23 protein-coding genes and 1 tRNA gene are annotated in these 25,893 nt (G+C 63.7%); 9 read left to right on the top strand and 15 right to left on the bottom strand.

Features of this window, described 5'->3' with window-relative positions; translation table 11 throughout:
• Window positions 1-19 precede the first annotated feature (19 nt).
• Complete coding sequence (gene gatC, locus NCT05_RS01365; protein WP_008352020.1) at window positions 20-319, bottom strand: Asp-tRNA(Asn)/Glu-tRNA(Gln) amidotransferase subunit GatC; 300 nt, start codon at window positions 317-319, stop codon at window positions 20-22.
• A 376-nt stretch (window positions 320-695) separates the two neighbouring features.
• Here gatC and NCT05_RS01360 point away from each other — a divergent pair, with 376 nt between their 5' ends.
• From NCT05_RS01360 to rodA, 5 genes are all read left to right on the top strand, one after another.
• Window positions 696-1,739, top strand: coding sequence for a rod shape-determining protein (locus NCT05_RS01360; protein ID WP_004189550.1), 1,044 nt, complete (start codon window positions 696-698; stop codon window positions 1,737-1,739).
• Window positions 1,740-1,924: 185 nt separating this feature from the next.
• Window positions 1,925-3,043 carry a rod shape-determining protein MreC gene (gene mreC, locus NCT05_RS01355; protein WP_250501630.1) on the top strand — a complete coding sequence of 373 codons (1,119 nt, stop codon included), beginning with the start codon at window positions 1,925-1,927 and terminating at the stop codon, window positions 3,041-3,043.
• Window positions 3,040-3,552 (top strand): rod shape-determining protein MreD, encoded by a 513-nt coding sequence (gene mreD, locus NCT05_RS01350; RefSeq protein ID WP_008352165.1) that lies wholly within the window; start codon window positions 3,040-3,042, stop codon window positions 3,550-3,552. The genes mreC and mreD overlap by 4 nt, the downstream gene beginning before the upstream one ends.
• An 82-nt stretch (window positions 3,553-3,634) precedes the next feature.
• Complete coding sequence (gene mrdA / locus NCT05_RS01345) at window positions 3,635-5,914, top strand: penicillin-binding protein 2 (protein ID WP_008352166.1); 2,280 nt, start codon at window positions 3,635-3,637, stop codon at window positions 5,912-5,914.
• A gap of 11 nt (window positions 5,915-5,925) precedes the next feature.
• Window positions 5,926-7,086 carry a rod shape-determining protein RodA gene (gene rodA / locus NCT05_RS01340; protein WP_250501629.1) on the top strand — a complete coding sequence of 387 codons (1,161 nt, stop codon included), beginning with the start codon at window positions 5,926-5,928 and terminating at the stop codon, window positions 7,084-7,086.
• 62 nt (window positions 7,087-7,148) lie between these two features.
• On the opposite strand, the gene NCT05_RS01335 is transcribed toward rodA, so the two are convergent.
• The 5 genes from NCT05_RS01335 to queC form a co-directional block, all read right to left on the bottom strand.
• Window positions 7,149-7,817 (bottom strand): tetratricopeptide repeat protein, encoded by a 669-nt coding sequence (locus NCT05_RS01335; protein WP_034470327.1) that lies wholly within the window; start codon window positions 7,815-7,817, stop codon window positions 7,149-7,151.
• A complete protein-coding gene (locus tag NCT05_RS01330) occupies window positions 7,814-8,596 on the bottom strand; it encodes an HpcH/HpaI aldolase family protein (RefSeq protein ID WP_008352171.1) in 783 nt (260 codons plus the stop codon). The genes NCT05_RS01335 and NCT05_RS01330 overlap by 4 nt, the downstream gene beginning before the upstream one ends.
• Before the next feature lie 181 nt (window positions 8,597-8,777).
• On the bottom strand, window positions 8,778-9,224 hold the full coding sequence (gene queD, locus NCT05_RS01325; protein ID WP_008352173.1) for a 6-carboxytetrahydropterin synthase QueD: 447 nt from the start codon (window positions 9,222-9,224) through the stop codon (window positions 8,778-8,780).
• Between the two features lie 5 nt (window positions 9,225-9,229).
• Entirely contained in the window at window positions 9,230-9,862 is a 633-nt protein-coding gene (gene queE / locus NCT05_RS01320; protein ID WP_250501628.1) for a 7-carboxy-7-deazaguanine synthase, read from the bottom strand.
• 26 nt (window positions 9,863-9,888) lie between these two features.
• A complete protein-coding gene (queC, locus tag NCT05_RS01315) occupies window positions 9,889-10,623 on the bottom strand; it encodes a 7-cyano-7-deazaguanine synthase QueC (protein WP_250501627.1) in 735 nt (244 codons plus the stop codon).
• Between the two features lie 756 nt (window positions 10,624-11,379).
• On the opposite strand from queC, the gene NCT05_RS01310 reads away from it, so the two are divergent.
• A complete protein-coding gene (locus NCT05_RS01310; RefSeq protein ID WP_250435417.1) occupies window positions 11,380-12,408 on the top strand; it encodes a glycosyl hydrolase in 1,029 nt (342 codons plus the stop codon).
• A gap of 113 nt (window positions 12,409-12,521) precedes the next feature.
• Here the strand turns inward: NCT05_RS01310 and NCT05_RS01305 are convergent.
• The 9 genes from NCT05_RS01305 to def form a co-directional block, all read right to left on the bottom strand.
• Window positions 12,522-12,597, bottom strand: a tRNA-Phe gene (locus NCT05_RS01305).
• Between the two features lie 83 nt (window positions 12,598-12,680).
• Window positions 12,681-13,394: a response regulator transcription factor EsaR gene (gene esaR / locus NCT05_RS01300; protein WP_008352180.1), complete on the bottom strand. Its 714-nt coding sequence runs from the start codon at window positions 13,392-13,394 to the stop codon at window positions 12,681-12,683.
• A complete protein-coding gene (locus tag NCT05_RS01295; RefSeq protein WP_284502244.1) occupies window positions 13,395-15,821 on the bottom strand; it encodes a sensor histidine kinase in 2,427 nt (808 codons plus the stop codon). It abuts the gene before it with no gap.
• A gap of 22 nt (window positions 15,822-15,843) precedes the next feature.
• Entirely contained in the window at window positions 15,844-16,440 is a 597-nt protein-coding gene (locus NCT05_RS01290; protein WP_008352184.1) for a DUF4390 domain-containing protein, read from the bottom strand.
• On the bottom strand, window positions 16,437-17,855 hold the full coding sequence (gene rsmB / locus NCT05_RS01285) for a 16S rRNA (cytosine(967)-C(5))-methyltransferase RsmB (RefSeq protein WP_250501626.1): 1,419 nt from the start codon (window positions 17,853-17,855) through the stop codon (window positions 16,437-16,439). Before rsmB ends, NCT05_RS01290 begins: the two co-directional genes overlap by 4 nt.
• Before the next feature lie 153 nt (window positions 17,856-18,008).
• Window positions 18,009-18,863, bottom strand: coding sequence for a zinc metalloprotease HtpX (htpX, locus tag NCT05_RS01280; protein ID WP_008352188.1), 855 nt, complete (start codon window positions 18,861-18,863; stop codon window positions 18,009-18,011).
• A gap of 131 nt (window positions 18,864-18,994) precedes the next feature.
• Complete coding sequence (locus tag NCT05_RS01275) at window positions 18,995-19,639, bottom strand: LysE family translocator (protein ID WP_250501625.1); 645 nt, start codon at window positions 19,637-19,639, stop codon at window positions 18,995-18,997.
• Between the two features lie 71 nt (window positions 19,640-19,710).
• Window positions 19,711-20,679 carry a methionyl-tRNA formyltransferase gene (fmt, locus tag NCT05_RS01270; RefSeq protein ID WP_250501624.1) on the bottom strand — a complete coding sequence of 323 codons (969 nt, stop codon included), beginning with the start codon at window positions 20,677-20,679 and terminating at the stop codon, window positions 19,711-19,713.
• Window positions 20,680-20,682: 3 nt separating this feature from the next.
• Window positions 20,683-21,186, bottom strand: a complete 504-nt coding sequence (gene def, locus NCT05_RS01265; RefSeq protein ID WP_008352192.1) for a peptide deformylase — start codon at window positions 21,184-21,186, stop codon at window positions 20,683-20,685.
• A 201-nt stretch (window positions 21,187-21,387) separates the two neighbouring features.
• Between def and dprA the strand changes: the two genes are divergently transcribed.
• The 3 genes from dprA (at window position 21,388) to NCT05_RS01250 (ending at window position 25,868) form a co-directional block, all read left to right on the top strand.
• Window positions 21,388-22,599 carry a DNA-processing protein DprA gene (gene dprA, locus NCT05_RS01260; protein WP_250501623.1) on the top strand — a complete coding sequence of 404 codons (1,212 nt, stop codon included), beginning with the start codon at window positions 21,388-21,390 and terminating at the stop codon, window positions 22,597-22,599.
• Window positions 22,600-22,673: 74 nt separating this feature from the next.
• On the top strand, window positions 22,674-23,051 hold the full coding sequence (locus NCT05_RS01255; protein ID WP_008352194.1) for a thioredoxin family protein: 378 nt from the start codon (window positions 22,674-22,676) through the stop codon (window positions 23,049-23,051).
• Window positions 23,052-23,222: 171 nt separating this feature from the next.
• On the top strand, window positions 23,223-25,868 hold the full coding sequence (locus NCT05_RS01250) for a DNA topoisomerase III (protein WP_250501622.1): 2,646 nt from the start codon (window positions 23,223-23,225) through the stop codon (window positions 25,866-25,868).
• Window positions 25,869-25,893: the final 25 nt, after the last annotated feature.

Raw genomic sequence — 25,893 nt, 5'->3', positions numbered from 1 at the left:
GACGCTGAATGTTTGATGCTTATTCGATGACTTTGGGCACGAGATAGAGTCCGTCTTGCACGGCGGGCGCGCAACGCTGGAACTCTTCGCGTTCGACACGCTCTGAGACAGCGTCGTCACGCAGACGCAGCGCCACTTCCTCGATCTGCTCGATCGGGTGCGCGAGCGGCTCGATGCCGGTCGTGTCGACGGCCTGCATCTGCTCGACGAGACCGAAAAAATCGTTGAGCCGCGTGAGCGTGGGCTCGGCTTCGTGGTCGGGCAATTCGAGCCGCGCGAGGTGCGCGATGCGTTTTACGTCGGTCAGGGTCAAAGACATGGATTCACCGGAGAAAGCGTGGACAGCCTCAATCTCGAAAACTTTCGCTGCAGCAGCCAGTTGCGATCTTGAAAGGAGCCCTCGGAAACAGGTCTGGCGATGGCAAAAACTGCCATCCTTTTCCTATAGATACCCACAAATTATAAGGTATCATTACACGTTCGACTCACCTCTGGAACGGCTTGTCGGCGGCTTTCTCCCGCATTTGATGGATTCCGAGAAACGTTTGCGTCCAGCGTTCCGTTCTGCAGTAGATTTCTTCCCGGATTTGCCCTTCCCGGCGAGCGTTCGCCGCCCCGGCAAACCGTTATTTTTTCCGCTGCCGTCCCCGGCGCTCCTCGCGACGAACGGCCACCCAGCGAGACAGGATTTTTGAATGTTCGGTTTTTTGCGCAGCTATTTCTCCAACGACCTGGCGATTGACCTCGGCACCGCCAACACGCTGATCTACATGCGCGGCAAGGGCATCGTCCTCGACGAACCCTCGGTCGTTTCGATTCGCCAGGAAGGCGGCCCCAACGGCAAGAAGACCATTCAGGCGGTCGGCAAGGAAGCCAAGCAGATGCTCGGTAAAGTGCCGGGCAACATCGAGGCCATTCGCCCGATGAAGGACGGCGTGATCGCCGACTTCACCGTCACCGAGCAGATGATCAAGCAGTTCATCAAGACCGCTCACGAATCCCGCATGTTCTCGCCGTCGCCGCGCATCATCATCTGCGTGCCGTGCGGCTCCACTCAAGTCGAGCGCCGCGCGATCAAGGAAGCGGCACACGGCGCGGGCGCCTCGCAGGTCTATCTGATCGAAGAGCCGATGGCCGCGGCAATCGGCGCGGGCCTGCCGGTTTCGGAAGCAACGGGCTCGATGGTCGTGGACATCGGCGGCGGCACGACGGAAGTCGGCGTCATCTCGCTGGGCGGCATCGTGTACAAGGGCTCGGTGCGCGTCGGCGGCGACAAGTTCGACGAGGCCATCGTCAACTACATCCGCCGCAACTACGGCATGCTGATCGGCGAGCAAACAGCCGAAGCCATCAAGAAGGAAATCGGCTCGGCGTTCCCCGGCTCCGAAGTGAAGGAAATGGAAGTCAAGGGCCGCAATCTGTCGGAAGGCATTCCGCGCAGCTTCACCATTTCGAGCAATGAAATTCTCGAAGCGCTGACCGACCCGCTGAACCAGATCGTGTCGTCGGTGAAGATCGCGCTCGAACAGACGCCGCCGGAACTCGGCGCGGACATCGCGGAGCGCGGCATGATGCTGACGGGCGGCGGCGCGCTCCTGCGCGATCTCGACCGCCTGCTCGCGGAAGAAACCGGCCTGCCGGTGCTCGTCGCCGAAGATCCGCTGACTTGCGTGGTGCGTGGCTCGGGCATGGCGCTCGAGCGCATGGACAAGCTCGGCAGCATCTTCTCGTACGAGTGATCTGCTGCTTCGGGCGTCCGGATATCGACGCAACGCCGAAGCACGCTTGCAAGCACCCGCGTAACGCGACGCGCGCACGGCCCGGCCTCTGTCCGGGCCGTTGTCGGAACAGCGTAGGGCAGGTTTCGCCGCCGGCGAAGTGACCTGCAGCATCGATCCATCCGTTCACGCCCTCGGCGCCGACCATGGAATACAGTCCGCCGCCCCTTTTCAAGCAAGGCCCTTCCGCGCTCGCGCGCCTGATTTTCTTCTTGGTGCTCGCCATCGCGCTGCTCATCTCGGACGCTCGCTTCAGCACGCTGGAAATCGTTCGCGGGATGCTCGGCGCCGGGCTGTATCCGTTGCAGCGCGCGGCGCTGGTGCCGCGCGACATCTTCATGGGCGCCGCCGATCTCGCCGTGACCAGCGCGACGCTGCGCAGCGAAAACCGCAAGCTCAGCGACAAGAATCTGGAGCTTTCCGTCAAGGCGGGCGACGCGGCCCAGCTCGCCATCGAGAACGCGCATCTGCGCGCGCTGCTGAATCTGCAATCGCGCGCAACGACCGAAGAAACGCCCGCCGAAATTCAATACGACACGCGCGATCCGTTCACGCAGAAAGTCGTGATCGGCAAGGGTTCGCAGCAGAATATCCAGGACGGCGCGCCCGTCGTCACCGAAGACGGCGTGATCGGTCAGGTGACGCGCGTGTTTCCGCTGCAATCCGAAGTCACGCTGCTCACCGATAAAGACCAGGCCGTGCCCGTCCAGATCTCGCGCACCGGCTTGCGCAGCGTGATTTACGGCACGCCGAAGGGCGACACGCTCGATCTTCGCTTCGTGCCGATCAGCGCCGACGTCCAAGCCGGCGACGAACTCGTGACGAGCGGCCTCGACGGCATCTATCCGCCGGGACTGCCGGTCGCGAAGGTGCTGCGCGTCGACAAGCAGGCGGATACGGCGTTCGCGCGCGTCGTCTGCGTGCCGATCGCGGCCGTGCGCGGCGCGCGCCAGTTGCTCGTGCTGCACTACAACTTGAATCAGCCGCCGAATCCGGTCGAAGTCGAAGCAGCCGCGGCCGCCAAGGAAGCGAAGGAAAACAAGGGCAAGAAGAAGCCCGCGCCGAAGGCTGCCGCCGCAGCGGGCGCGAGCGGCGCTTCCGCTCCGGTGCCGGGTTCTGCGCCAGCGGCTGCAACACCGGCAGCGCCCGCGCCCGCGAAGCCGTCGGAGAAGGCGGCCGAGCCGAAAGCTGCATCGGGCGCGGCGGCGAAACCGTCGAAGAAGGCGCATGCGCCGAAACCCGCATCATCGGGAGCCGCGCGATGAACCGCCCGCAATACATCCTGCAGCCGGTCAATCCGTACTTCATCACGTTCAGCCTGGCCGCCGCGTTCCTGCTGAACCTCATGCCGTGGGGACGGCTCATCGGCGTGCCGGATTTCGTCGCGCTCGTGCTGCTGTTCTGGAACGTGCATCAACCGCGCAAGGTCGGCATGGGCATCGCGTTCATGCTCGGCATCCTGATGGACGTGCACAACGCGAATCTCCTTGGCGAACACGCGCTGGCCTACACGCTGCTTTCGTACGGCGCGATCACGATTCATCGCCGCGTGCTGTGGATGACACTGCCCGTGCAGATGTTCGTCGTCGCGCCGCTGCTGGTGGGCGCGCATCTCGTGCCTTTCATCATCCGCCTCATGACGGGCGCCGCGTTCCCCGGCTGGAGCTATCTCATCAACGGATTCGTCGAAGCGCTGCTCTGGCCGATCGCGAGCTTCCTCCTGCTGATGCCGCAACGCCGCGCCGCCGACCCGGACGATACGCGTCCAATCTGAGTCTTGCCGCGCGGCGCCGGGTCGGCGAAAAAACCGCCGCGCGCGAACTACACTTGAATCGCGAGCACACCGCGAAAGCTGCATGACCGAAATCAAGAACACCGAGCAACAGTTGTCGAAGTTCCGCCTGCGCGTCGCGGCGGCGGGACTGTTCGTGTTCATCTGCTTCGGGCTGATCGGGCTGCGCTTCCTCTATCTGCAGGTCTGGCATTTCAGCAAATACTCGTTGCAGGCAAACGAGAACCGCATTTCGGTCGCGCCGATCGTGCCGAATCGCGGCATCATCACCGACCGCAACGGGGTCGTGCTGGCGAAGAACTATTCGGCGTACACGCTCGAAATCACGCGCTCCAAGATCAACGGCACGCTCGACGAAACCATCGACGAGCTGTCGCAAGTCATTCCGATCGACGCGCGCGACCGCCGCCGTTTCAAGAAGCTTCTCGAAGACTCGAAGAATTTCGAAAGCCTGCCGATTCGCACGCGTCTCACCGACGAGGAGGTCGCCAAGTTCACGGCGCAGCGTTTCCGCTTTCCCGGCGTCGAAGTGCGCGCGCGCCTGTTCCGCCAATATCCGCTCGGCACGACCGCAGCGCATGTGATCGGCTATATCGGGCGCATTTCGCAGCGCGATCAGGAGCGCATCGACGACGCGAGCGACGCCAACGACGAAAGCTCGGATCACTACGATCCGCGCCTCGACGCCAACAATTACAAGGGCACGGATTACGTCGGCAAGATCGGCGTCGAGCAGAGCTACGAAACGGAGCTGCACGGCTTGACCGGTTTCGAGGAAGTGGAAGTGACCGCGGGCGGCCGTCCGGTACGCACGATGTCGCGCACGCAGGCGACGCCGGGCAACAATTTGCAGTTGTCGCTGGATATCGGCTTGCAGCAGGTCGCGGAGCAGGCATTCGCGGGCAAGCGCGGCGCGCTCGTCGCGATCGAGCCATCGACCGGCGACGTGCTCGCATTCGTCTCCGCGCCGAGTTTCGATCCGAATTCGTTCGTCGACGGCATCGATCAGCAAACCTGGGACGCGCTCAACAATTCGCCGGATCATCCGCTCTTGAATCGTCCGCTGCACGGCACGTATCCGCCGGGCTCGACTTACAAGCCGTTCATGGCGCTCGCCGCGTTGTCGCTGCACAAGCGCACGCCGGGCTGGGGCTTCCAGGATCCGGGCTACTTCACGTTCGGCGGCCACACGTTCCGCAACGACGTGCGCTCGGGTCAGGGCTGGGTGGACATGAACCGCGCGATCGTCGTGTCGAACGACACGTACTTCTACATGCTCGCGCGCGATCTCGGCGTCAATGCGATGGCCGGCTTCATGAAGCCGTGGGGCTTCGGCCAGATCACCGGCATCGATATCGCGGGCGAGGCGAAGGGCATTCTTCCGTCGACGGAATGGAAGCGCAAGGCGTACCGCAAGCCCGAGCAGCAGAAATGGTACGAAGGCGAAACGATCAGCCTCGGCATCGGGCAGGGCTACAACTCGTTCACGATCCTGCAACTCGCGCACGCGACGGCGACGCTCGCGAATAACGGCGTCGTGATGAAGCCGCACCTCGTGCGCAACATCGAGAATCCGATCAACAAGGACCTGCGCGCGGTCGTGCGCGATCCGAGCAACAAGATTCCGGTGCAGCAGAAGGACATCGACGTCATCAAGCACGCAATGGAAGGCGTCGTGACGAACGGCACGGCAGCGAAGGTTTTCGCGGGCGCGCCCTATCTCGCGGCGGGCAAGACGGGCACGGCACAGGTTTATTCGCTGCAGGGCGCGAACTATCGGGGCCACGGCGGAACGGCCGAGCATCTGCGGGACCATGCGTTGTTCATCGCGTTCGCGCCGGCGGAGCAGCCGAAGATCGCGATCGCGCTGATCGTCGAAAACGGCGGCTGGGGCGCGGAGTCCGCCGGTCCGATCGCGCGCAAGGTGCTCGACTATTACCTCGTCGACCGTCTCAAGCCGGGCGCGGAAGCGGCGGCGGTCGCAGCGGCGGCTTCGGCCACGACCGAAGCGACCGTGCCGGTCATCGGCGGCACGCAACCGCCCGCCGCCGTCGCGCTGCCCGCGTCGGTCGCGAATTCGTCGCCGGCGTTTTCGCCGCAAGCGGCGTCGAATCCGGATGTCGCGAAGGCGGCGTCGGCGCCTGCGGCATCCGCTCCGAAAGTCTCGAAACCGCGCGCTGCGTCGGCGCCGCCCGCTGCGCCTGCGGCTGCGGTGCCTGCATCGACGCCCGGCCGATCGCCCGCGCCGAAGAAGCGCCCGAGCGAGCCGACGCCCACCATGGTGCGCAGCAACGAAAACGACGGGGTGCGCGTTCTCGCGCCGTCCGGCGGCATCGACGAGTAAAGGAAACCGCCATGCAACTGCACGTCCAATTCGACAAGCGCGAGCTGCTGGACCGCGCCAAGCGCATGTTCGCGGGCTTCGACAAGCCGCTCGCGCTGATCGTGTTCCTGCTGCTCGGCGTCGGAATCGTGACGCTCTATAGCGCCAGCCTCGACATGCCGGGCCGCGTCGAAGACCAGTTGCGCAACATCATGCTGACCTTCGGCCTGATGTGGATACTCGCCAACATTCCGCCGCAAACGCTGATGCGCTTCGCCGTGCCGCTCTATACGGTCGGCGTCGCGTTGCTGATCGCGGTCGCCGCGTTCGGCCTGACGCGCAAGGGCGCGAAGCGCTGGCTCAATGTCGGCGTGGTGATCCAGCCATCGGAAATCATGAAGATCGCGATGCCGCTGATGCTCGCGTGGTACTACCAGAAGCGCGAAAGCAACATTCGCTGGTGGGATTACATCGTCGGCTTTCTCATTCTGATGCTGCCCGTCGGCCTGATCACGAAGCAGCCGGACCTCGGCACCGCCGTGCTCGTGTTCGCGGCGGGCATGTTCGTCATCTATTTCGCGGGGCTGAGTTTCAAGCTGATCCTGCCGGTGCTGATCGCGGGCGTCATCGCGGTGGCGGGCGTCGCGACCTTCCAGGAAAAGATTTGTCAGCCCGAAGTCGTCTGGCCGATGATGCACGACTACCAGAAGCATCGCATCTGCACGCTGCTCGATCCGACTTCCGATCCGCTCGGCAAAGGCTTCCACACGATTCAGGCGGTGATCGCGATCGGCTCCGGCGGCACGCTCGGCAAGGGCTGGCTGAAGGGCACGCAGGCGCACCTCGAATTCATCCCCGAGAAACACACCGACTTCATTTTCGCCGTGTTCTCCGAAGAGTTCGGGCTCGCGGGCGGGCTCGTGCTGCTCTTTCTTTATATGGCGCTCATCGCGCGCGGACTGTTCATCGCGGCGAACGGAGCGACCTTCTTCGGGCGATTATTGGCGGGATCGCTCACGCTCGCGTTCTTTACTTACGCGTTCGTCAACATCGGCATGGTGAGCGGGATTCTGCCGGTGGTCGGCGTGCCGCTGCCCTTCATGAGTTACGGCGGAACCGCGCTGACGACGCTCGGCGTCGCGGCCGGGCTCATCATGAGCGTCGCGCGGCAAAAGCGGTTGATGCAGAGTTAGCGGGCTATCTTCCGCCACATGAGCCGCGGCTTCGACCGCGGTTTTTTTATCGACGCGCGCCGTCACTGCGGCTTTTGCTGCTCGAGTTCGGTGCTGAGCTGCAGATACTTGAGCTTCGCCGCCGGATCGCCCTGCGCGGCCGCTGCCGCGTAATAAGCCCGCGCGACATTCAGATTGCGTTCGACGCCATCGCCGCCGCGCTCGTAGAACGATCCCGCGACGTATTGCGCCGTCATGTCGCCGCCTTCCGCAGCCTTCTTGTACCAGGTGAACGCCTGTGTGTTATCGCGCGCGGTGCCGCGTCCGTCGAGGAACTGGTTGGCGAGCGCGAGTTCGGCCTGTACGTGACCCTGATTCGCCGCGCGCAGGAACCAGCGATGCGCCTCCGCCGGATCTTTCTCGACGAACTGGCCGTCGTCGTACATCTTGCCGTACACGTATTGCGCGTGCGTCATGTTGGCGTCGGCGGCGCGGCGCAGCCATTTCTTGCCTTCGGGCACATCCGCCGGGCCGCCCTCGCCGTTGAGCAGCATCATCGCGTAGTTGAATTCGGCGAGGCGGCTGCCTCTTTGCGCCGCACGCCGAAACTCCGAGCGCGCCGCGACGAAATTGCCCGCGTTGTAATCGGCGACGGCGTTTTGCGTCGCGATGTCGGTCGGCTTCGGCGCGTTGTCGGCGCGGGCCGCACCGGCGAGCGCCAGCGCGATGATCGCAGCGGCGGCGGCTTTCATGATCTCGCCTCCTGCAACGCCTGACGCGTCGCCTTCAACAGCCACATTACATCCGCGCCGATCGCGACGAGCTTGATGCCCGCCTGCGCGTACTGCTTCGCGCTCGCGGCATCGAGTGCGAAGATGCCGCTCGCGATGCCCGCGCGATTCGCCGCGTCGACGATCTTCGTGATCGCCGCCTGCACATCCGGATGCTTGCCGTCGCCGAGATGACCGAGGCTCGCGGCCAGATCCGCCGGCCCGATGAACAGGCAATCGACGCCCGGCGTCGCGGCAATTTCGTCGACGGCTTCGAGCGCCGCGACCGATTCGATCTGCACGATCGTCGCAATCTGCGCATTCGCGCTCGCCATGTAATCGCGACGCATACCGTATGCCGCCGCGCGCACCGCGCCCGCCACGCCGCGCAGACCGTGCAGCGCCGCTTCGGTCGGATATTGCGTCAGCCTCACGATGCGCGCCGCCTCTTCCGCCGATTGCACGTTCGGGAACATCAGCGTGCGCGCGCCTGCGTCGAGCGCGCGCTTGACGAGCCAGCCTTCGTTCGCCGGCACGCGCACGATCGGCTCGCTCGGCAGATGCGCGGCGGCGATCGCGCGCAACTGGGCGACGACGTCGGCGCTATCGTTCGGCGAGTGCTCCATGTCGATGCAGAGCCAGTCGAAGCCCGCGTGCGCGAGCGCTTCGGCGGCATCGGCGCTGCCGAGCGACAGCCACAGGCCGAACAACGTGCCCGGTTCGGAGAAGCGCTGCTTGAGGGGATTGGTGAAGGTGCTCATCGCGCGTCTCCTTCGAGCGGTTGAAGGACGGCCACGCGCGGCCACTGGAAAAACGGATGAAGTGACGGCATGCGTGCGCTCCGTGTCTCGCCGCCTCGGAGGATGGGCGACTCATCGGACGATCATACCGTGACAAAAGCACGCGCGCCGGAGGTGCTTCCGGCCGCGCGCACGCCTGAAATCAGCCGCGCGCGACGTCGGCCCAGCAGTTCGGCGTTTCGTACAGACGCACGCGCTTCAGCTTGAGATTGACGCCGTAGTGCGCGTCATAGACTTCCGCGAGAATGTTGAACGCGACGGCCGCGAGGTTCTCGACGGTCGGAATGCGATCGAGCACGACGGTCTTGTGATCCGACAGCGTCTGCAGAAATTCGCGCACCTTGACATCGCCCTCGTAGACGATGAACGCGTGATCCCATTTGTTGACGAGATGCTCCATCGCGAGCGCTTTCACGTCGGCGAAGTCCATCACCATGCCGCGATCGGGCGCGCCTTCCACATCGACGAGATCGCCTTGCAGCGTGATTTCGAGCACGTAGCGATGCCCGTGCAGATTGCGGCACTGGCTGCGGTGATCGGGAATGCGGTGGCCCGCATCGAATTCGAGTTTTCGGGTAATCGTCTGCACGGCGTTCAGGGGATATTCAGGTATTTGTGCGTCTGCATCGACAGCCGCCACTTCGGATGCCGCTTGCACCAGTCGATCGCGAGCTTCGTGTTGATGTCGCGCGATGCGTTGTCCATCGGTTGCACGAGAAAGTATTCGAAGTCGAGCTTTTCGTACTCGGCAAGACGCTGGTTGTCCTGCGGCACCACGACTTTCAGCTCGTTGCCTTTCGTCACGACGAGCGGCGCGTCGGCTTTCGGACTCACGCAGATCCAGTCGATGCTCTCGAGCACCGGCAGCGAACCGTTGGTTTCGATCGCCATTTCGAAGCCGGCTTCGTGCAGCGCATCGACGAACGGCTGGTCGATCTGCAGCATCGGCTCGCCGCCCGTGCACACGACGAATTTGTGCGCCTCGCCTTCCGGCCACAGCGATGCGATCTTCGCGACGAGTTCCGTCGGCGTTTTGTACTTGCCACCGTTTTCGCCATCGGTGCCGACGAAATCGGTGTCGCAAAACTGGCAGACGGCGTCCGCGCGATCTTCCTCGCGTCCCGACCACAGATTGCAGCCCGCGAAACGGCAGAACACGGCCGGACGCCCGGCATTGGCGCCTTCGCCCTGCAACGTGTAGAAAATTTCCTTTACCGCGTACGTCATGACTGCTCTGTGAACCTCTAAAAAAATCAGACCGGCGCGGTATCGACCTGCTCGCCCGCGCGATACGCCTCATAACCACGTTTGCGCAGTTTGCATGCCGGGCATTGGCCGCAGCCGAAGCCCCAGTCGTGCAATTCCGCGCGCTCGCCGACATAGCAAGTGTGCGTCTCGACGCGCACCAGTTCGACGAGCGCCTCGCCGCCGAGCGTTTCCGCGAGCCGCCAGGTATCGGCCTTGTCGAGCCACATCAGCGGCGTTTCGAGCGCGTAGCGCGTTTCCATGCCGAGATTGAGCGCGACTTGCAGCGCTTTCATCGTGTCGTCGCGGCAATCCGGATAGCCGGAGAAGTCCGTCTCGCACATGCCGCCGACCAGCACTTTCAGCCCGCGCCGATACGCCACTGCTGCAGCAATCATCATGAACAGCAGATTGCGGCCCGGCACGAACGTGTTGGGCAGGCCGTTCGCGGTCGCCTGAATCTCGATCTCGCGCGTCATCGCGGTATCGCTGATCGCGCCGAGCACGGACAGATCGATCATGTGATCTTCGCCCAGCCGTTCGGCCCACTGCGGAAACTCGCGCACGATCGCGGCGCGAAAGCCTTCGCGGCACTCGAGTTCCACGCGATGGCGCTGTCCGTAATCGAAACCGAGCGTCTCTACCGTCTTGTAACGTTCGAGCGCCCAGGCGAGGCACGTGGCCGAGTCCTGGCCGCCGGAGAACAGCACGAGCGCGCTGTCTTTAGCGTCTATCCGAGTCACCGTGAAAACTCCGTACTCCGTGAATTTGATGGCGTCGCACGCCGCACAGGCAGTCGGAGTGACCGGACTTCGCGACGAGCGGCGCGGGCAAGACGCCCGCGAGTCCAGTATAGGCCGGCGGCCTTCGCCCGGAAGCGCACGCCTTTTATGCCGCCGATAGCGGAATGCGAGACGGATGACCAGCGCCGGACGAATGTTCCGGCGCGTCGCACGAGCAATTCGGAGCGCCGAAAAGAAAAGGACTTGCGGGGTCCGAGGACGAGGCAAGTCCTTAATTCGGCGCGAATTTTAACACGGAGGGCGGTTGTTCGCCGAGCTCGGCGCGCTGGCGCGCGGGGAAGCGGTAATTCGTGCCATCATCGGAAGAAATAAGTCGGCAATTCCGACGAATTCTCTAAACCCGCCAACACGCGCGCCGTTATACATGTAACAAAATGGCGCGGCCTCGTTACAGTTTCAGGTATTTTTTTCCTTTCGTTGCAGGACACTGGCGCGCCACCAAAGCCCCGTCGACTGACGGCCGCCGTTAATTCGCACTTCGAAATTACTCGGCTTGAAACCCTCCCGCAGGGTTAAGCGGGACCGCAGGTCCGTTTCCGATCCGCCCTTTGGCTCGCGGCGCTCCTGAAGACGTACCTACTTCACCGATACACAACATCTCCATCAGTAGTACATACAATGAAAAAATACATTCAGACCAGCTTGCGCGTCATTGACGCATTACGGGCACCCAAGGCGAGCCTTATCACCGCTGCCGTGGCAACCAGCGTGGTGCTGGCAGCGTGCGGAGGCGGCGGCAACGACGCGCTCGACACCGCATCGACCACAGCCGCGGCGAGCCGCAAGGCGGCGGCCGCGACAACCACGAGCACGATCTTCTACGGCGCCAACGGTCACAACAACGAAGGCGGCGCGTACGACATCTCCAGCCCGGCAGTGCAGCTCTCGCAGTTGCAGGATCTCGGCGTGAAGCTGTATCGGAACGAGGTGTACAACCAGTCATCGGCGAACAAGCTGGCAGGCATCGCGAAGACGATGGCAGCGGGCGGCGTGACCGTGTATCCCGTCATGCTGATGAGCATCGACTTCAACACCGAGACCGACGCGTATAACGCCGGCTATCAGTTGGGCGTCTGGACGGCCACCGCCTACAAGTACCCGTACTACGAAGTGTCGAACGAACTCGACGCGATGACGATTTACAACAACGTCGACGGCGTCTATCCGCAGCAGTTCGACAACGCGAAATTTCAGATCGCGCGCGGCGTCATTCGCGGCATGATCGCCGGCGTGAAGTCGGTCGATACGAACGGCAAGATCATCATGGGCGGCGGTACGTGGATGCATTACGCCGTGGATCAGATGCTCGCGGCCGGCACGCAGCCGGACGGCACGACGGGGCACCCGGTCGTGAACTGGGACATCACCGCGTGGCACTGGTATTCGGATATGGGCGACATCACCAACGCGTGCGGCGGCACGGGTTGCCATGACGTACTCGGAACACTGCAGCAGTTCGGCAAGCCGATCTGGCTCAACGAATACGGCGTGCGTCCGTGGTATGGCTCGGATCAGCAGATCGCGTCGTATCTCGTCGGCAACAAGATGATGGCGCAGTTCGTCGCGCTGGCGTCGAAGTACAACATCCAGGCGATTCAGACGTACCAGTTGTATGACGATCCGGCTGGCGGCGAAGGCGCGTACGGCCTGCTGAAGAACGACGGCAAAACGCAGAAGGCGTCTTACACCGCGTTCAAGAATTTCGTCGCGGCCAATCCGAAGTAAGCGCCGGATCGCTGAAAAAAGAACGCGCAGTCGGCTTACACGGACTGCGCGTTTTTCACATGCGAAAAATGAAAAAGCCCGAGAGCGATAACACTCTCGGGCTTCTTGCATTCTGGTGGCCTGGGACGGAATCGAACCATCGACACGCGGATTTTCAATCCGCTGCTCTACCAACTGAGCTACCGGGCCAACGAAGAGGTGAAACTATAGCAGAGACTATCCCGCGCCTCAAGCCCCTTTGCGCATTTTTCTGAAAATGTCCGGGGCCGCGCTCACACCTCGTTCTTGTTCTTCCCAAGATCGACGCCGAGCTGCTTCAACTTGCGATACAGGTGCGTGCGCTCCAGCCCCGTCTTTTCGGCGACGCGCGTCATGCTGCCGTTCTCGCGCGCAAGGTGATATTCGAAGTACGCGCGTTCGAACGCATCGCGGGCGTCGCGCAACGGAATATCGAACGAGATCGACGCCGTCTGCCCGGACTGATTCTGCGCCGCGCCGCTCGCCGCCGCATCGTTCGATGCATTCAGCGCCGATGCCGTCGGCAGCGCAGCCGCGACCGGCACGCCCGATGCGTTCACGCTCGACGGAGGCTTCGCCGCCGTCGCCGCGGGCGCCGCCGCAGTGCCGTGCGCGAGTCCCTGCTCGACGGCCTTCAGCAGTTTCTGCAGCGCGATCGGCTTTTCGAGGAAGTTGAGCGCGCCGATCTTCGTCGCCTCGACGGCCGTGTCGATAGTCGCATGCCCCGACATCATGATGACCGGCATCGTGAGCTTGCCCTGCGCGGCCCATTCCTTGAGGAGCGTTACGCCGTCGGTATCGGGCATCCAGATGTCGAGCAAAACGAGATCGGGCGTTTGCTGTAGACGGTAGTCGCGCGCGTGCTGCGCGTTTTCCGCCACTTCCACAACATGGCCTTCGTCGCTCAGGATCTCGGAGAGCAGTTCCCGGATCCCCATTTCATCGTCTACCACCAGGATGGTTGCCATTTACGCTGCCCTTGTCTGCACTGTTGCTTTTGTCGTTCCATGATTCGCCGGCGCACCGGAGCCAGGCGTCGCGCCGGGCGCCGCGGTATCGTCCGCGAGTTGTAGAAACAGAATCGATATCTGCGCGCCTTCGATCACATCCGCGCTCTTCGAGCGGTTGCGTATGTCGATGCGCGCGCCGTGCTCGTCGACGATCTTCTTCACGGTCGCAAGTCCCAGGCCCGTGCCTTTCGCTTTCGTCGTCACGTAAGGCTCGAAAGCACGCGAAAGAATACGCGCCGGAAAGCCCGAGCCGTTGTCCGACACAGTCAGGCGAACCGCGACGCGCGCATGACCCGATGCATCGGGCTCGCCATATTCTACTGTCCTCGTTTCGAGCAGCACGCGCGGCTCCGCGACTTCGGCCACCGCATCCTGCGCGTTCTGCAACAAGTTGTGGATGACCTGGCGGATCTGCGTCGCATCGCCGCGTATCACCGGCAGCTTCGCGAGATCGACTTTGATCGGCGTCTTGCCGTCCTCGATGCCGTACAACGTCAGCACTTCCGCGACGAGATCGTTCAGTTGCAGATTGCCGAGCACCGCGGGCGGCGTGCGCGCGTATTCGCGGAAGTCGTCGACCATCTGCTTCATCGCCTGCACCTGATTGACGATGGTCGTCGATGCGCGCTTCAGCACGTCCGCATCCGGCGGCGCGAGCTTGTCGGCGAGCTTCATCTGCAGACGTTCGGCTGAAAGCTGAATAGGCGTGAGCGGATTCTTGATCTCGTGCGCGAGACGCCGCGCGACTTCGCCCCACGCGACGGAACGCTGCGCGGAGATGACGTCCGATATGTCATCGAACACGACGACGTAGCCCGTGGTTTCCGCGTCGTCGGTGTCGCTCTCGGTCACGCTCAACAACTGCGTGCCGCGCACGAGCAACGTGAGCGGATCGCTCTCGCCCGGCACCGTCACCGCGACCTGCTGCTGCCAGTGACCGCGATCGCCGACAGGATGATCGCTGCCGACCGCCGCCGCGTCGCGCTCGGCGAACGCCTTTTTGACCATCGCGCCGAACTCGGCGAGCACCTCGATCTGATCGAGCGGCTGATTGAGCAACGCGGCGAACGGTTGGCGGAAGATGCGCTCCGCGCCGCGATTCGCGGTGGAGAGACGGAACTGCCGGTCGAACACGAACACGCCCGCGGTGAGGTTCGCGAGAATGCTCTCCAGATACGCCTTCGAATGCTCCAGTGCGATGCGATTGTTCTCGACCGCCGCGCGCGCCTCGGAAAGCTGGCGCGTCATCGCGTTGAAGGACTGCGTGAGAAAGCCGAGTTCGTCGCGTGAATTGATCTCGCGTTTGGGCGTGTAGTCGCCTTCGGCCACTTCCTTCGTGCCCTGCGCCAGCAGGAACAACGGCCGCGCGAGCTGATTGCCGAGCGCGAGCGCGAGCATCATCGCGATGAAGGTCGCGAGAAAAAGCGCGAGCGTCAGCGTGCCGATATACATCTTGCGCAAGCCGGTGCGCCCGAGCCGCTTCTCCTGATATTCGCGATACGCGCGCTGCACGGCGTCGGCGTTGCGCGCGAGCTCCTGGCTCACGGGCTGCTCGATCTGCAGGAAACGGTCGACGTGCTGAAATTCGGTGGTCGTCGTCGGATCGGGAATCTTCGTGAGCACGCGCAATCGCAATGCGCCCTTCGGCCCGTTCGATTTCGGATCGCCGTCGATCTCGCCTTCGATCGCGCCGTACGGATGATCCTGCGCCTCCCGCAGCATCGTGCCGGTCGGCTCATTGGCCGGCAGGAGCGCGTAGTAATTGCCCGATGCCTGCGCGACCGTGCGCAATCCGGGCACGCGTTGCGAACTGTTGTTCGCCGCGAGATCCTCGCGGTTGTACTGATCGCGCGGCCGCTCGAACACGACGGCGTCCTGCACGCCGTACTGATCGCGCAGCCGCAAAAGCGATAGCGTGAGACTCGATGGATCGGCGCTCGCGAGCTGATCGCTCATCTGCCGGCCGCGGTTCTTGAAATCGGCGAGCGATGTCTGGAGCATGCCGCGCCCGAGCGTCAGACCGGAGGTGAGCGCGGTTTCGACATTCACGTCGAACCACGACTCGATGCTGCGCGACACGAACTGATACGAAACCACATAGATGATCGCGCCCGGCACCACGCCGACGAGCGCGAAGATGAACGCGAGCTTGGCGAGCAGGCGCGTGCCGAAGCGCCCTTGCCTCACCCTCGACACGATGATGATGAACAGGCTGATGACGATCAGCATGAAGACCATCGCCACCGCGACATTCGCCGCGTAGAGCCAGCCGTAGTAGCGGTCGAAGAACTCGGTGTTCGCGCTCGCGAGCGCGAGCATCACGAGCAGCAGGACTGCCGTGAGCGCCACCGTGGAGACCAGCAAGCGGACGACGAAACTCTTCATGTCCGTGCGGCCGCGTCGAAATCTATTTCGCACGTTCTGCCGCCGTAAAAGTAAAACGCTTCCAGTCCGAGGAAAGGTTCCAGTCGCGATTGTTCACCGCGTCGATCTGGAACGGCTTGGGCATCAATGCGATGTCGAGCTGCATACGCACCGATGCGGTATAGGTTTCGCCGCCATGCACCTGATTACGGTCGATGACATGCCACGAAGTCACATGCTTGATGACCGCGAGCGCTTCGTTCAACGATGCGAAGCGCAACTGCAGGCCGCCCGTCGACACGCGATATTCGTTCGTGAGCGGTTGAAATGACAGACGGATGCTCTGCGACACGTTGACCGGCTCTTCATCGAACCAGTACCAGCGCGGTCTCGACAGGTTGAAGTCGATCGTGAAATAGAGCGGCACGCTGCGGTTCACGGCATCTTCGAGGCTGTTGTTCAGGTCGAAGTCGAAATGCGCGTCCAAGCTCCAGCCGGCATTGTCCGCTTGCAGCGACGCGCGCTGCACGGCGATCGTCTCGGCGAACGCGGAATCGGCCGCGGCGAACGTCAGCCAGAGCGTCAGCGCAGTCCAGATGACGGCCGCGAGCCGAAGCGGAAAAAAGCGTTTGATCGTCACCGTTTCTGAAAGCGCGCGTAGAAGAATCCGTCGTGGTCCGCGAGAGTCTCCGCGTCCCGATGCGGGTTCGCGAGATTTGTACTGTCCGGTGAACCTTGCGCCGCGACCGCGCTTGCGCGCGCCGCTGTCGGCAACGATTGGCCCGGCGCGTCCAATCGTACCGCATCTTCATGTGCGGTTCCAAACCAGCGGGCCTGCTCTTCGCCCTCCTCGGGAAAGATGGAGCACGTCACGTAGAGCAACTCGCCGCCCTTCGCGACGAGCGGCCACAGCGCGCTCACGATGCGCCTTTGCTCGGCGACGAGCGCATCGATATCCGATGCGCGCCGCAGCCAGCGAATATCCGGATGACGCCGCACGATGCCCGACGCCGAGCACGGCACGTCCGCGAGAATGCGGTCGAAGGGCGCGCCGTCGAACCATTGCGCGGGATCGCCCGCGTCGCCGATCTTGATTTGCGCGTCGAGTTTCAGACGCTGCAAGTTTTGTCCGATGCGGCCAGAACGCTCGGCGTCGCTTTCGAGCGCGATCAGATCGACGTTCGCGAGTTCGAGAATGTGGCCCGTCTTGCCGCCCGGCGCGGCGCAGGCATCGAGCACGCGCATGCCGTCCTTCACGCCGAGCAGTTGCGCGGCGAGCTGCGCGCCGGCGTCCTGCACCGACACGACGCCTTCGTCGAACCCGGGAATGCGATCGACGGGCATCGGCGTTCTCAGGCGCACCGCGTGCAGGCCGGCGGCGTCGGCTTCGATACGCGCGTCGCGGAGGCGCGCGAGATAGTCGTCGACGCTCGCGTGCCGCGCGTTCACGCGAAGCGTGAGCGGACCTTGCGCGTTGCCCGCTTCGAGGATGCGCTCCCAGGCATCCGGCTGGCCGCGCTTCACCGCGTCGATCCACCATTGCGGATAATTCCAGCGCGCGACTTCGCTTGTGCGCGCTTCGTCGATCAGCATGTCGCGCTCACGCAGAAAATTGCGCAGCACCGCGTTCACCAGGCCCTTCGCAAACGCGAATTCGCGGCGCGCGGCGATCGCGCTCACCGCCTGATCGACCACGGTGAAGGGCGAGTAAGCGGCATGCGCTTCGTCGTCGGTCAGCAGCGCGAACGCGCAGACGAGCACGTTCGCCACATGCGGCGGCGGCGCCTTCTTCACGAGCCTGTGCAGCAGCGCATCGGCGAGCGCGAGACGGCGCATGGTCCGATACGCGATGTCCTGCACCGCCCCGCGCGCGCTCGCGTGCTTCGCCGACGCGACGACCGTCTGCAACGCCGCCGGCAGCGCCGAGCCCGCGCGCACCGCGCCGACGGCCTGCGCCGCGCTGTCGAGCGCTAACGCGAGCGAATCGGGCGCGAGACGCAACGCGCTCAGACGGAAATGCGCGGCGGCGGGCCGGCGGGAAGGCTTGTCGGTCATGGCGAAACGGGGACGGTCAACGGCGACGCGCAGAGTTCGCGCGAACGGGGAATTGTAACGTGCGGGAATTGCGCGCCCGGACGGCGGCGGCCGAACAGGAAAAAGGCCGCTCCGGCGTAACCGGAACGGCCTTGCTTTACGACGTTGCAGGTTTTAGAAGCGGCCGGTGCGCGCCATTTCCATCAGGCGGGCGACGCGCTCTTCGGTCGCCGGGTGCGTCGAGAACAGATTCGCGATGCCGCCGCCCGACAGCGGATTCATGATCATCATCTGCGCAGTCGCCGGATGCTGCTCGGCGGTCGGGAACGGCACGCCGGTCGCGTATGCGTGAATCTTCTCGAGCGCACTCGCGAGCGCTTGCGGATCGCCCGAAATTTCCGCGCCGCCGCGATCGGCTTCGAATTCGCGCGCGCGGGAAATCGCCATCTGGATCAGCGCACCCGCGATCGGGGCGAGAATCGCCACCAGAATGCTCGCGATGGGATTCGCCGGACGACCTTCGTCGTCGCGACCGCCGAAGAACATCGCAAAGTTCGCGAGCGCCGAGATCGCGCCGGCCATCGTCGCGGAGATGGTCGAGATGAGGATGTCGCGGTGCTTCACGTGCGCCAGTTCGTGCGCCATCACGCCGCGCATTTCACGCTCGGACAGCACGCGCAAAATGCCCGTGGTCGCCGCGACCGCCGCGTGCTCGGGATTACGGCCCGTGGCGAACGCGTTCGGCGCGTCTTCGTTGATCAGATAGACGCGCGGCATCGGCAATTGAGCGCGCGTCGCGAGCTCGCGCACCATGCGATAAAACTGCGGCGCGGTGGTTTCGTCGACTTCCTGCGCGTTGTACATGCGCAAGACCATCTTGTCCGAGAACCAGTACGAAAAGAAATTCATGCCGAGCGCGACGATCAGCGCGAGCATCATGCCCTTCGATCCGCCGATCATTCCGCCGATCACGACAAAGAGGGCCGTGATCGCAGCCATCAGCATCGCGGTTTTGACCCAGTTGAACATGTCCGGAGCTCCTCTCCCTGTATGCAGTGCGCGAAGTGCGCGGTTGCCCCGGCCAACATGACCGGGACGGCAATTGTAAGCAAAATGTTAGATAGTGGCAGCCGGCAATAATTCAATCGAGATTGCGCGATTTATCGATGCGTCGTCGCGAGTTTGATACCGAGTCCGACGAACGCGCTGCCGACCCCGCGATCCAGCCACTTCTTCACGCTCGATTTGCCCGCGAAGCGCTCGGTGACGCTGCCCGCGATCCACGCGACGAAGCTGTTCCAGACCGTGCTCATCGCGATGAACACGACCCCGAGCGCGAGAAACGCGAGCGTCTTGTGCTGGCTGTCGGCGGCGACGAACTGCGGAAAGAACGACACGAAGAACAACACGACCTTCGGATTCAGCACGTTCGTGACGAAGCCTTGCGCGAAAAGCTGGCCGAGCGATTTCGGCGTGGCTTTTTCGTTTTGCGTCTCGCGCGCGGTTTCGGTGTCGTCGTGCTTCGCGAAAATGAGGCGCACGCCGAGATAAATCAGATAAATCGCGCCGGCAATCTTGATGACCGTGAACGCCGTCGCCGATGCAGCGAGAATCGCCGTCAACCCGAAGGCGCACGCGAGCGTATGGACGATGCAGCCAGCGGAAATCCCGAGCGCCGAAACGATGCCCGCGCCGCGTCCTTGAGCGACGCTGCGTCCGACGATGTAAGCCGTATCGGGGCCGGGCGTGGCGTTTAGAAGAAAGACGGCGACGAGAAAGAAGGTGAAACCGGTAATGCCGAGCATCGAAAAACTCCAGACAGACAGGCGCGCGTTGACAACGATTTATTTTAGCGCTGCGTCTGTCCTGCCGTCCTTCACTGCAGCGTGAAACGCTGGCCCTTCGCGAGCGGCGCGCCCGCGAGAAATTCCCGCGCGGGCAAGCGCTTGCCGCCCGGTTTCTGAAGTTGCGTGAGTTTCAGCGCGCCGCTGCCGCACATAACGACGATACCGTCCGGGGAAACATCGGCGATGGCGCCCGGTTCGCCCGCACCGTCGACCGGTTGCGCCGCCCAGATCTTGATCGGCGCACCGTCGAGCGTGCCGAACGCGCCGGGAAACGGATCGAACGCGCGAATTTGGCGCTCGAGCTCTTCCGCCGGACGACGCCAGTCGAGCGCAGCTTCGTTCTTCGCGATCTTTTCCGCGTAGGTCGTGCCTTCGTCCGGCTGCGGCGTGGACGGCAATGCGCCATCGCGTTCGAGATCGCGCAGCGCGGCGACGATCAAATCCGCGCCCATCTGCGCGAGCCGGTCGTGCAGCGTGGCGGTCGTGTCGTCGGCGAGAATCGGCGTGCGCGCCTCACGGATCATCGCGCCGGTGTCGAGGCCGGCGTCCATCTGCATCAGCGTGATGCCGGTTTCTGCGTCGCCCGCTTCGATCGCGCGATGGATCGGCGCCGCGCCACGCCAGCGCGGCAACAGCGAAGCGTGAATGTTGATCGCGCCGCGCGGCAGAATATCGAGCACCTCCTGCGGCAGGATCAGCCCGTATGCGGCAACGACCATCACGTCGTGCGGCGTGGCCTTCAGCAAATCGATGGCTTCCGCCGCTTCCTGCGGATACTTGCCCGCGCGACGCAGCGACGTTGGCTGCGCGACCTTCAGACCATGCTCGACGGCGAAGCGCTTGACCGCGCTCGCGGTCAGCTTCATGCCGCGTCCGGCGGGCCGGTCGGGCTGCGTCAAAACCAGCGGCACGCAAAAACCGGCTGCGTGAATGGCCGCGAGCGCGGCGGCAGCGAATTCCGGCGTACCGGCGAAAACCACGCGCAGCGATTGAGTCATCGGTTACAGCGCCTTTTCCAGCTTTTTCATCTTGCCGCGAATGCGCGTCTGCTTAAGCGTCGACAGATATTCCACGAAAACGTGGCCAGCCAGATGATCCATCTCGTGCTGGATGCACACCGCGAGCAAGCCGTCGCAATCGAGCTCGAAGGTTTCGCCCTTCTCGTTCAGCGCCTTCACGCGCACCTTGTCAGGGCGCTCGACGAAGTCGTAAATGCCCGGCACCGAAAGACAGCCCTCTTCCCATTCCTTCTTCTGCTCGCTCGTCCAGACGAGCTCAGGGTTGATGAAGACCATCAGCTGGTCGTGCGCGTCCGAGACGTCGATCACGATCACGCGCTCGTGCACATCCACCTGCGTCGCGGCAAGGCCGACGCCGGGCGCGGCGTACATCGTCTCGGCCATGTCGGCGACGAGCTTGCGGATGCGGTCGTCGACCACGGCGACAGGTTTCGCCACCTTGTTCAGACGCTTGTCCGGGTAGTTGAGTATCTTGAGCAGAGCCATGATTCGGATTGTCTACGCGCGCCGCGACGCGTGTAAATCGGCCATTCGGCCAGGTTGCGGGTAATGGGGCGGCATGCCGAAGATATGCGGGTGAATCCAGTGGATTCAACGCCGCCGGCAAGCGGCCGATGGGCGTCGCTGCGGGCTTTCAAACGTGCCTGAGCGACCTTTCTTTATCTATTCCGGATCAAAAATCTTAACATGACGACCGCCGACCTGCCGACCGAGGAAGCCGCCTCCACACTCGATGCCGACGAACTGCGCGCCTGGCTGCGGCTCGCGCACGCCAAAGAGCTGCGCCCGCTCGCGCTGCGCACGTTGCTCGGTACTTTCGGCGGTCCGCGCGAGGTTTTGTCGGAGAGTTTTGCGACGCTCGCGGAAACCACCGACGCCCGCACAGCCGAAGCCGTGCTCGCGCCACCCGCGGACATCGAAGGCGTTTCGTTCGACCACTATATTGAAGCGGCTTCGGCGTGGGCATCCGAACCGGGCAACCACGTCCTGACGCTCGCCGACGCCGCCTATCCGCAAGCGCTGCTGACGATGCCCGATCCGCCGCCGTTGCTCTATGCGAAGGGCCGGCTCGATCTGCTGCAGGCGCGCGCGGTGGCCATCGTCGGCAGCCGGCATGCGACGCCGCAAGGTCTGGAGGACGCGCGCCGCTTCGCCCGCGTGCTGTCGGATGCGGGACTTGCGGTCGTGTCGGGGCTCGCGCTCGGCATCGATGCGTCCGCGCATCGCGGAGCGCTGGAGGGCGCGACCGGCACGGTGTCGGTCATCGGCACGGGCGCCGATCTCGTGTATCCCGCCGCGCATCACACGCTCGCGCACGAAATCGCCCGCGACGGCGCGATGCTCTCCGAATGGCCGCTCGGCACGCCCGCGCGCTCCGCCAACTTCCCACAGCGCAACCGGCTGATCGCGGGATTGTCGGGCGGCGTGCTGATCGTCGAAGCCGCGATGCGCTCCGGCTCGCTCATCACCGCGCGGCTCGCCAACGAAATGGGGCGCGATGTTTTTGCGATGCCTGGCTCCGTCCACGCGCCGCTTTCGCAGGGTTGTCATCGGCTGATAAAGGAGGGCGCGAAGCTCGTCGAAACGCCGGAAGAAGTGCTCGAAGAGTTCGGTTTCTCGTCGGCGCAGGCAAGCGCGGCGGGGTCGGCGGCAAAGCGCGGGAGGCTGCGGCCGGTGAGCGCATCGTGGGCATCGGCGGCGTTGCACGACACGCCGATGAACGCCGATGCCGCGCGCGTGCTCGGCGCGCTCGGCCATGCGCCCGCGACGCTTGAAATCCTCGCGACGCGCACCGATCTGGACGGGGCGGCGTTGCAAGGCGCGCTGCTGCAGCTCGAATTGTCGGGCCAGGTGGCCGCGCTCGCGGGCGGTCGCTACGCGGCGGTCCAGCGCTCGTGATTCCTCGTCGTGCTACATTCGCGGAAAAATGAGCCGTCCCCGCAGCCGATACCAATAAGGATCTCGCACCCGTCATGTCCGCGCTGAATCTCGATACCGACGCCGATCTCATCGCGGAACGCATCGCCGTGCCCGGCACGCTGTTCGTCGCCTGCCTGTGCGCGGAGTGGTGCGGAACGTGCCGCGAGTATCGCGAAGGGTTCGACAAGCTGGCGGACGCGCATCCGGACGTCTGCTTCGCGTGGATCGACATCGAGAATCACGCCGACCGTTTCGACGATCTCGACGTGGAAAATTTTCCTACCATCCTGATCGAGGACTCGGTCACGACGCGATTCTTCGGCACGGTTCTGCCGCAGGCTTCCATCGTCGAACGGATGCTCACCGATCTGACCGCGCTGCCGGGCATGGTCGGTGCGCCGAAACTGCGCCCGGCGCTTGCTACGGCCTGATTGCGACGCCCGCGAAACGCACCTTTCGCGTCTGTCGCAACGCGCTTCGCGGCCCGGATATCGAAACGCCCGGATTCGCGGTTCGGCGCCCGCCGCGCAAAGCGTGTGCTATAAAGCGGTCGTTAAAGCAGTCCAAACCGGGCCGCTGCCAGTTACCAACCCTTTTGAGTCATGTCCAAAGCCCTGATCATCGCTGAGAAGCCTTCCGTCGCGAACGACATCGCGCGTGCGCTGGGCGGCTTCACCAAGCATGACGAGTACTACGAGAGCGACGACTACGTGCTCTCGTCCGCGGTCGGCCATCTGCTCGAGATCGCGGCGCCCGAGGAGTACGACGTCAAGCGCGGCAAATGGAGCTTCGCCAATCTGCCGGTCATTCCGCCGCATTTCGACCTGAATCCCATCGCGAAAAGCGAGTCGCGCCTCAAGGTGCTGACGAAGCTGATGAAGCGAAAAGATATCGACCGCCTCATCAACGCATGCGACGCGGGGCGCGAGGGCGAGCTGATTTTCCGTCTGATCGCGCAGCATGCGAAGGCGAAGCAGCCGGTCCAGCGCCTGTGGCTGCAGTCGATGACGCCCGCCGCGATCCGCGAAGGCTTCGCGAACCTGCGCAGCGATGCCGACATGCAGCCGCTCGCCGACGCCGCACGCTGCCGCTCGGAAGCGGACTGGCTCGTCGGCATCAACGGCACGCGCGCGATGACCGCGTTCAACAGCAAGGGCGGCGGCTTCTTCCTGACGACCGTCGGCCGCGTTCAGACGCCAACGTTGTCGATCGTCGTCGAACGCGAAGAGAAGATTCGGCGATTCGTGCCGCGCGATTACTGGGAAGTGCGCGCCGAGTTCATCGCCGCGAAGGGCCTGTACGAAGGCCGCTGGTTCGATCCGAAGTTCAAGCGCGTCGAAAACGATCCGGAGCAGCGCGATTCGCGCCTGTGGAGCCTGCCGGCGGCGGAATCCATCGTCGCGGCCTGCCGCGGCAAGACCGGCACCGTGACCGAGGAATCGAAGCCGTCGACGCAAATGTCGCCGCTGCTGTTCGATCTCACCAGCTTGCAGCGCGAAGCCAACAGCCGCTTCGGCTTTTCGGCGAAGAACACGCTCGGCCTCGCGCAAGCGCTGTACGAAAAGCACAAGGTTCTCACCTATCCGCGTACCGACGCGCGCGCGCTGCCCGAGGACTACCTGAACACGGTCAAAGACACGATGACCATGCTCAAGGAGAGCAACAACTATCTGCCGTTCGCGAAGCAGGTGCTCGACAAGGGCTGGGTGAAGCCGAACAAGCGCATCTTCGACAATTCGAAGATCAGCGACCACTTCGCCATCATCCCGACGCTGCAGGCGCCCAAAGCGCTGTCCGAGCCCGAGCAGAAGCTGTATGACCTCGTCGTCAAGCGCTTCCTGTCGGTGTTTTTCCCGGCGGCCGAATATCTCGTGACGACGCGCATCACCGAAGTTTCCGGGCATCACTTCAAGACGGAAGGCAAGGTGCTGGTTGAGCCCGGCTGGCTGCAGGTCTACGGCCGCGAAGCCGCGGGCGAGGAAGGCAATCTCGTGCCGGTGCAGAAGGACGAAAAGGTCGATGTCGAAAAGGTCGAGGCGCACGGTCTCGTGACCAAGCCGCCCGCGCGCTACAACGAGGCGTCGCTGCTTTCGGCAATGGAAGGCGCGGGCAAGCTCGTCGAAGACGAGGAACTGCGCGACGCGATGGCCGCGAAAGGTCTCGGCACGCCGGCGACGCGCGCGGCGATCATCGAAGGTCTGCTCGGCGAGAAGTACATGGTGCGCGAAGGCCGCGAGCTGATCCCGACGGCCAAGGCATTCCAGTTGATGACCTTGCTGCGCGGTCTCGGCGTCGAGGAGCTCACCGCGCCCGAATTGACGGGCCAGTGGGAGCACAAGCTTTCGCAGATGGAGCGCGGCAACCTGCATCGCGATGCGTTCATGCAGGAAATCGCGCGCATGACGCAAACCATCGTCAAACGCGCGAAAGAGTACGACTCCGACACGATCCCCGGCGATTACGCGACGCTCGAAACGCCGTGTCCGAATTGCGGCGCGCAGGTGAAGGAGAACTATCGCCGGTTCGCGTGCACGAAGTGCGAGTTTTCGATTTCGAAGATTCCGGGCGGACGTCAGTTCGAGATTCCTGAAGTCGAGGAATTGCTGCGCGAGAAGACCATCGGGCCGCTGTCGGGCTTTCGCAGCAAGATGGGCCGTCCGTTCTCGGCGATCCTCAAGCTCGCGTTGGACGACGAAGTCAAGAACTACAAGCTCGAATTCGACTTCGGTCAGGATTCCGGCGGCGAAGACGGCGAACCGCCCGATTTCTCCGAGCAGACGCCGGTCGGCGCATGTCCGAAATGCCAGTCGCGCGTGTTCGAACACGGCATGAGCTATGTGTGCGAAAACTCGGTGTCGAATCCGAAGACTTGCGACTTCCGCTCCGGCAAGGTGATCCTTCAGCAGGAAATCACCCGCGAACAGATGGAAAAGCTGCTGGGCGCGGGCCGCACCGATCTGCTGACGAACTTCAAGTCGTCGCGCACCGGACGCAACTTCAAGGCATTCCTCGTGAAGCAGCCGGATGGCAAGATCGGCTTCGAATTCGAGAAGAAAGAGGCCAAACCGGGCGCGAAGACGGCGGCGAAGCGCGGCGCGACAGCGGAAGCTCAAGCCGACAGCGGCGACGACAACGGCGACAGCGATGTCGCAGTCGCCGCCAAGACCACGTCCGCGAAGACTGCAGCCAAGAAAGCGCCCGCGAAGAAGGCGGCAGCGAAGAAAGCTCCGGCGAAGAAGACGAGCTGATCGTTCTCGGAGTCCGTCAGAAAGA

It is taken from the genome of Caballeronia sp. AZ7_KS35 (assembly GCF_023631045.1).
GTDB lineage: Bacteria > Pseudomonadota > Gammaproteobacteria > Burkholderiales > Burkholderiaceae > Caballeronia > Caballeronia zhejiangensis.
This window is presented reverse-complemented; position numbering and strand designations above follow the sequence as displayed.

Bases quoted from the DNA above. Each gene is read 5' to 3' on its own strand.
- gatC (WP_008352020.1), bottom strand. From the start codon at position 319: ATGTCTTTGACCCTGACCGACGTAAAACGCATCGCGCACCTCGCGCGG.
- NCT05_RS01360 (WP_004189550.1), top strand. From the start codon at position 696: ATGTTCGGTTTTTTGCGCAGCTATTTCTCCAACGACCTGGCGATTGAC.
- mreC (WP_250501630.1), top strand. From the start codon at position 1,925: ATGGAATACAGTCCGCCGCCCCTTTTCAAGCAAGGCCCTTCCGCGCTC.
- mreD (WP_008352165.1), top strand. From the start codon at position 3,040: ATGAACCGCCCGCAATACATCCTGCAGCCGGTCAATCCGTACTTCATC.
- mrdA (WP_008352166.1), top strand. From the start codon at position 3,635: ATGACCGAAATCAAGAACACCGAGCAACAGTTGTCGAAGTTCCGCCTG.
- rodA (WP_250501629.1), top strand. From the start codon at position 5,926: ATGCAACTGCACGTCCAATTCGACAAGCGCGAGCTGCTGGACCGCGCC.
- NCT05_RS01335 (WP_034470327.1), bottom strand. From the start codon at position 7,817: ATGAAAGCCGCCGCCGCTGCGATCATCGCGCTGGCGCTCGCCGGTGCG.
- NCT05_RS01330 (WP_008352171.1), bottom strand. From the start codon at position 8,596: ATGAGCACCTTCACCAATCCCCTCAAGCAGCGCTTCTCCGAACCGGGC.
- queE (WP_250501628.1), bottom strand. From the start codon at position 9,862: ATGACGTACGCGGTAAAGGAAATTTTCTACACGTTGCAGGGCGAAGGC.
- esaR (WP_008352180.1), bottom strand. From the start codon at position 13,394: ATGGCAACCATCCTGGTGGTAGACGATGAAATGGGGATCCGGGAACTG.
- NCT05_RS01295 (WP_284502244.1), bottom strand. From the start codon at position 15,821: ATGAAGAGTTTCGTCGTCCGCTTGCTGGTCTCCACGGTGGCGCTCACG.
- rsmB (WP_250501626.1), bottom strand. From the start codon at position 17,855: ATGACCGACAAGCCTTCCCGCCGGCCCGCCGCCGCGCATTTCCGTCTG.
- htpX (WP_008352188.1), bottom strand. From the start codon at position 18,863: ATGTTCAACTGGGTCAAAACCGCGATGCTGATGGCTGCGATCACGGCC.
- NCT05_RS01275 (WP_250501625.1), bottom strand. From the start codon at position 19,639: ATGCTCGGCATTACCGGTTTCACCTTCTTTCTCGTCGCCGTCTTTCTT.
- fmt (WP_250501624.1), bottom strand. From the start codon at position 20,679: ATGACTCAATCGCTGCGCGTGGTTTTCGCCGGTACGCCGGAATTCGCT.
- def (WP_008352192.1), bottom strand. From the start codon at position 21,186: ATGGCTCTGCTCAAGATACTCAACTACCCGGACAAGCGTCTGAACAAG.
- dprA (WP_250501623.1), top strand. From the start codon at position 21,388: ATGACGACCGCCGACCTGCCGACCGAGGAAGCCGCCTCCACACTCGAT.
- NCT05_RS01255 (WP_008352194.1), top strand. From the start codon at position 22,674: ATGTCCGCGCTGAATCTCGATACCGACGCCGATCTCATCGCGGAACGC.
- NCT05_RS01250 (WP_250501622.1), top strand. From the start codon at position 23,223: ATGTCCAAAGCCCTGATCATCGCTGAGAAGCCTTCCGTCGCGAACGAC.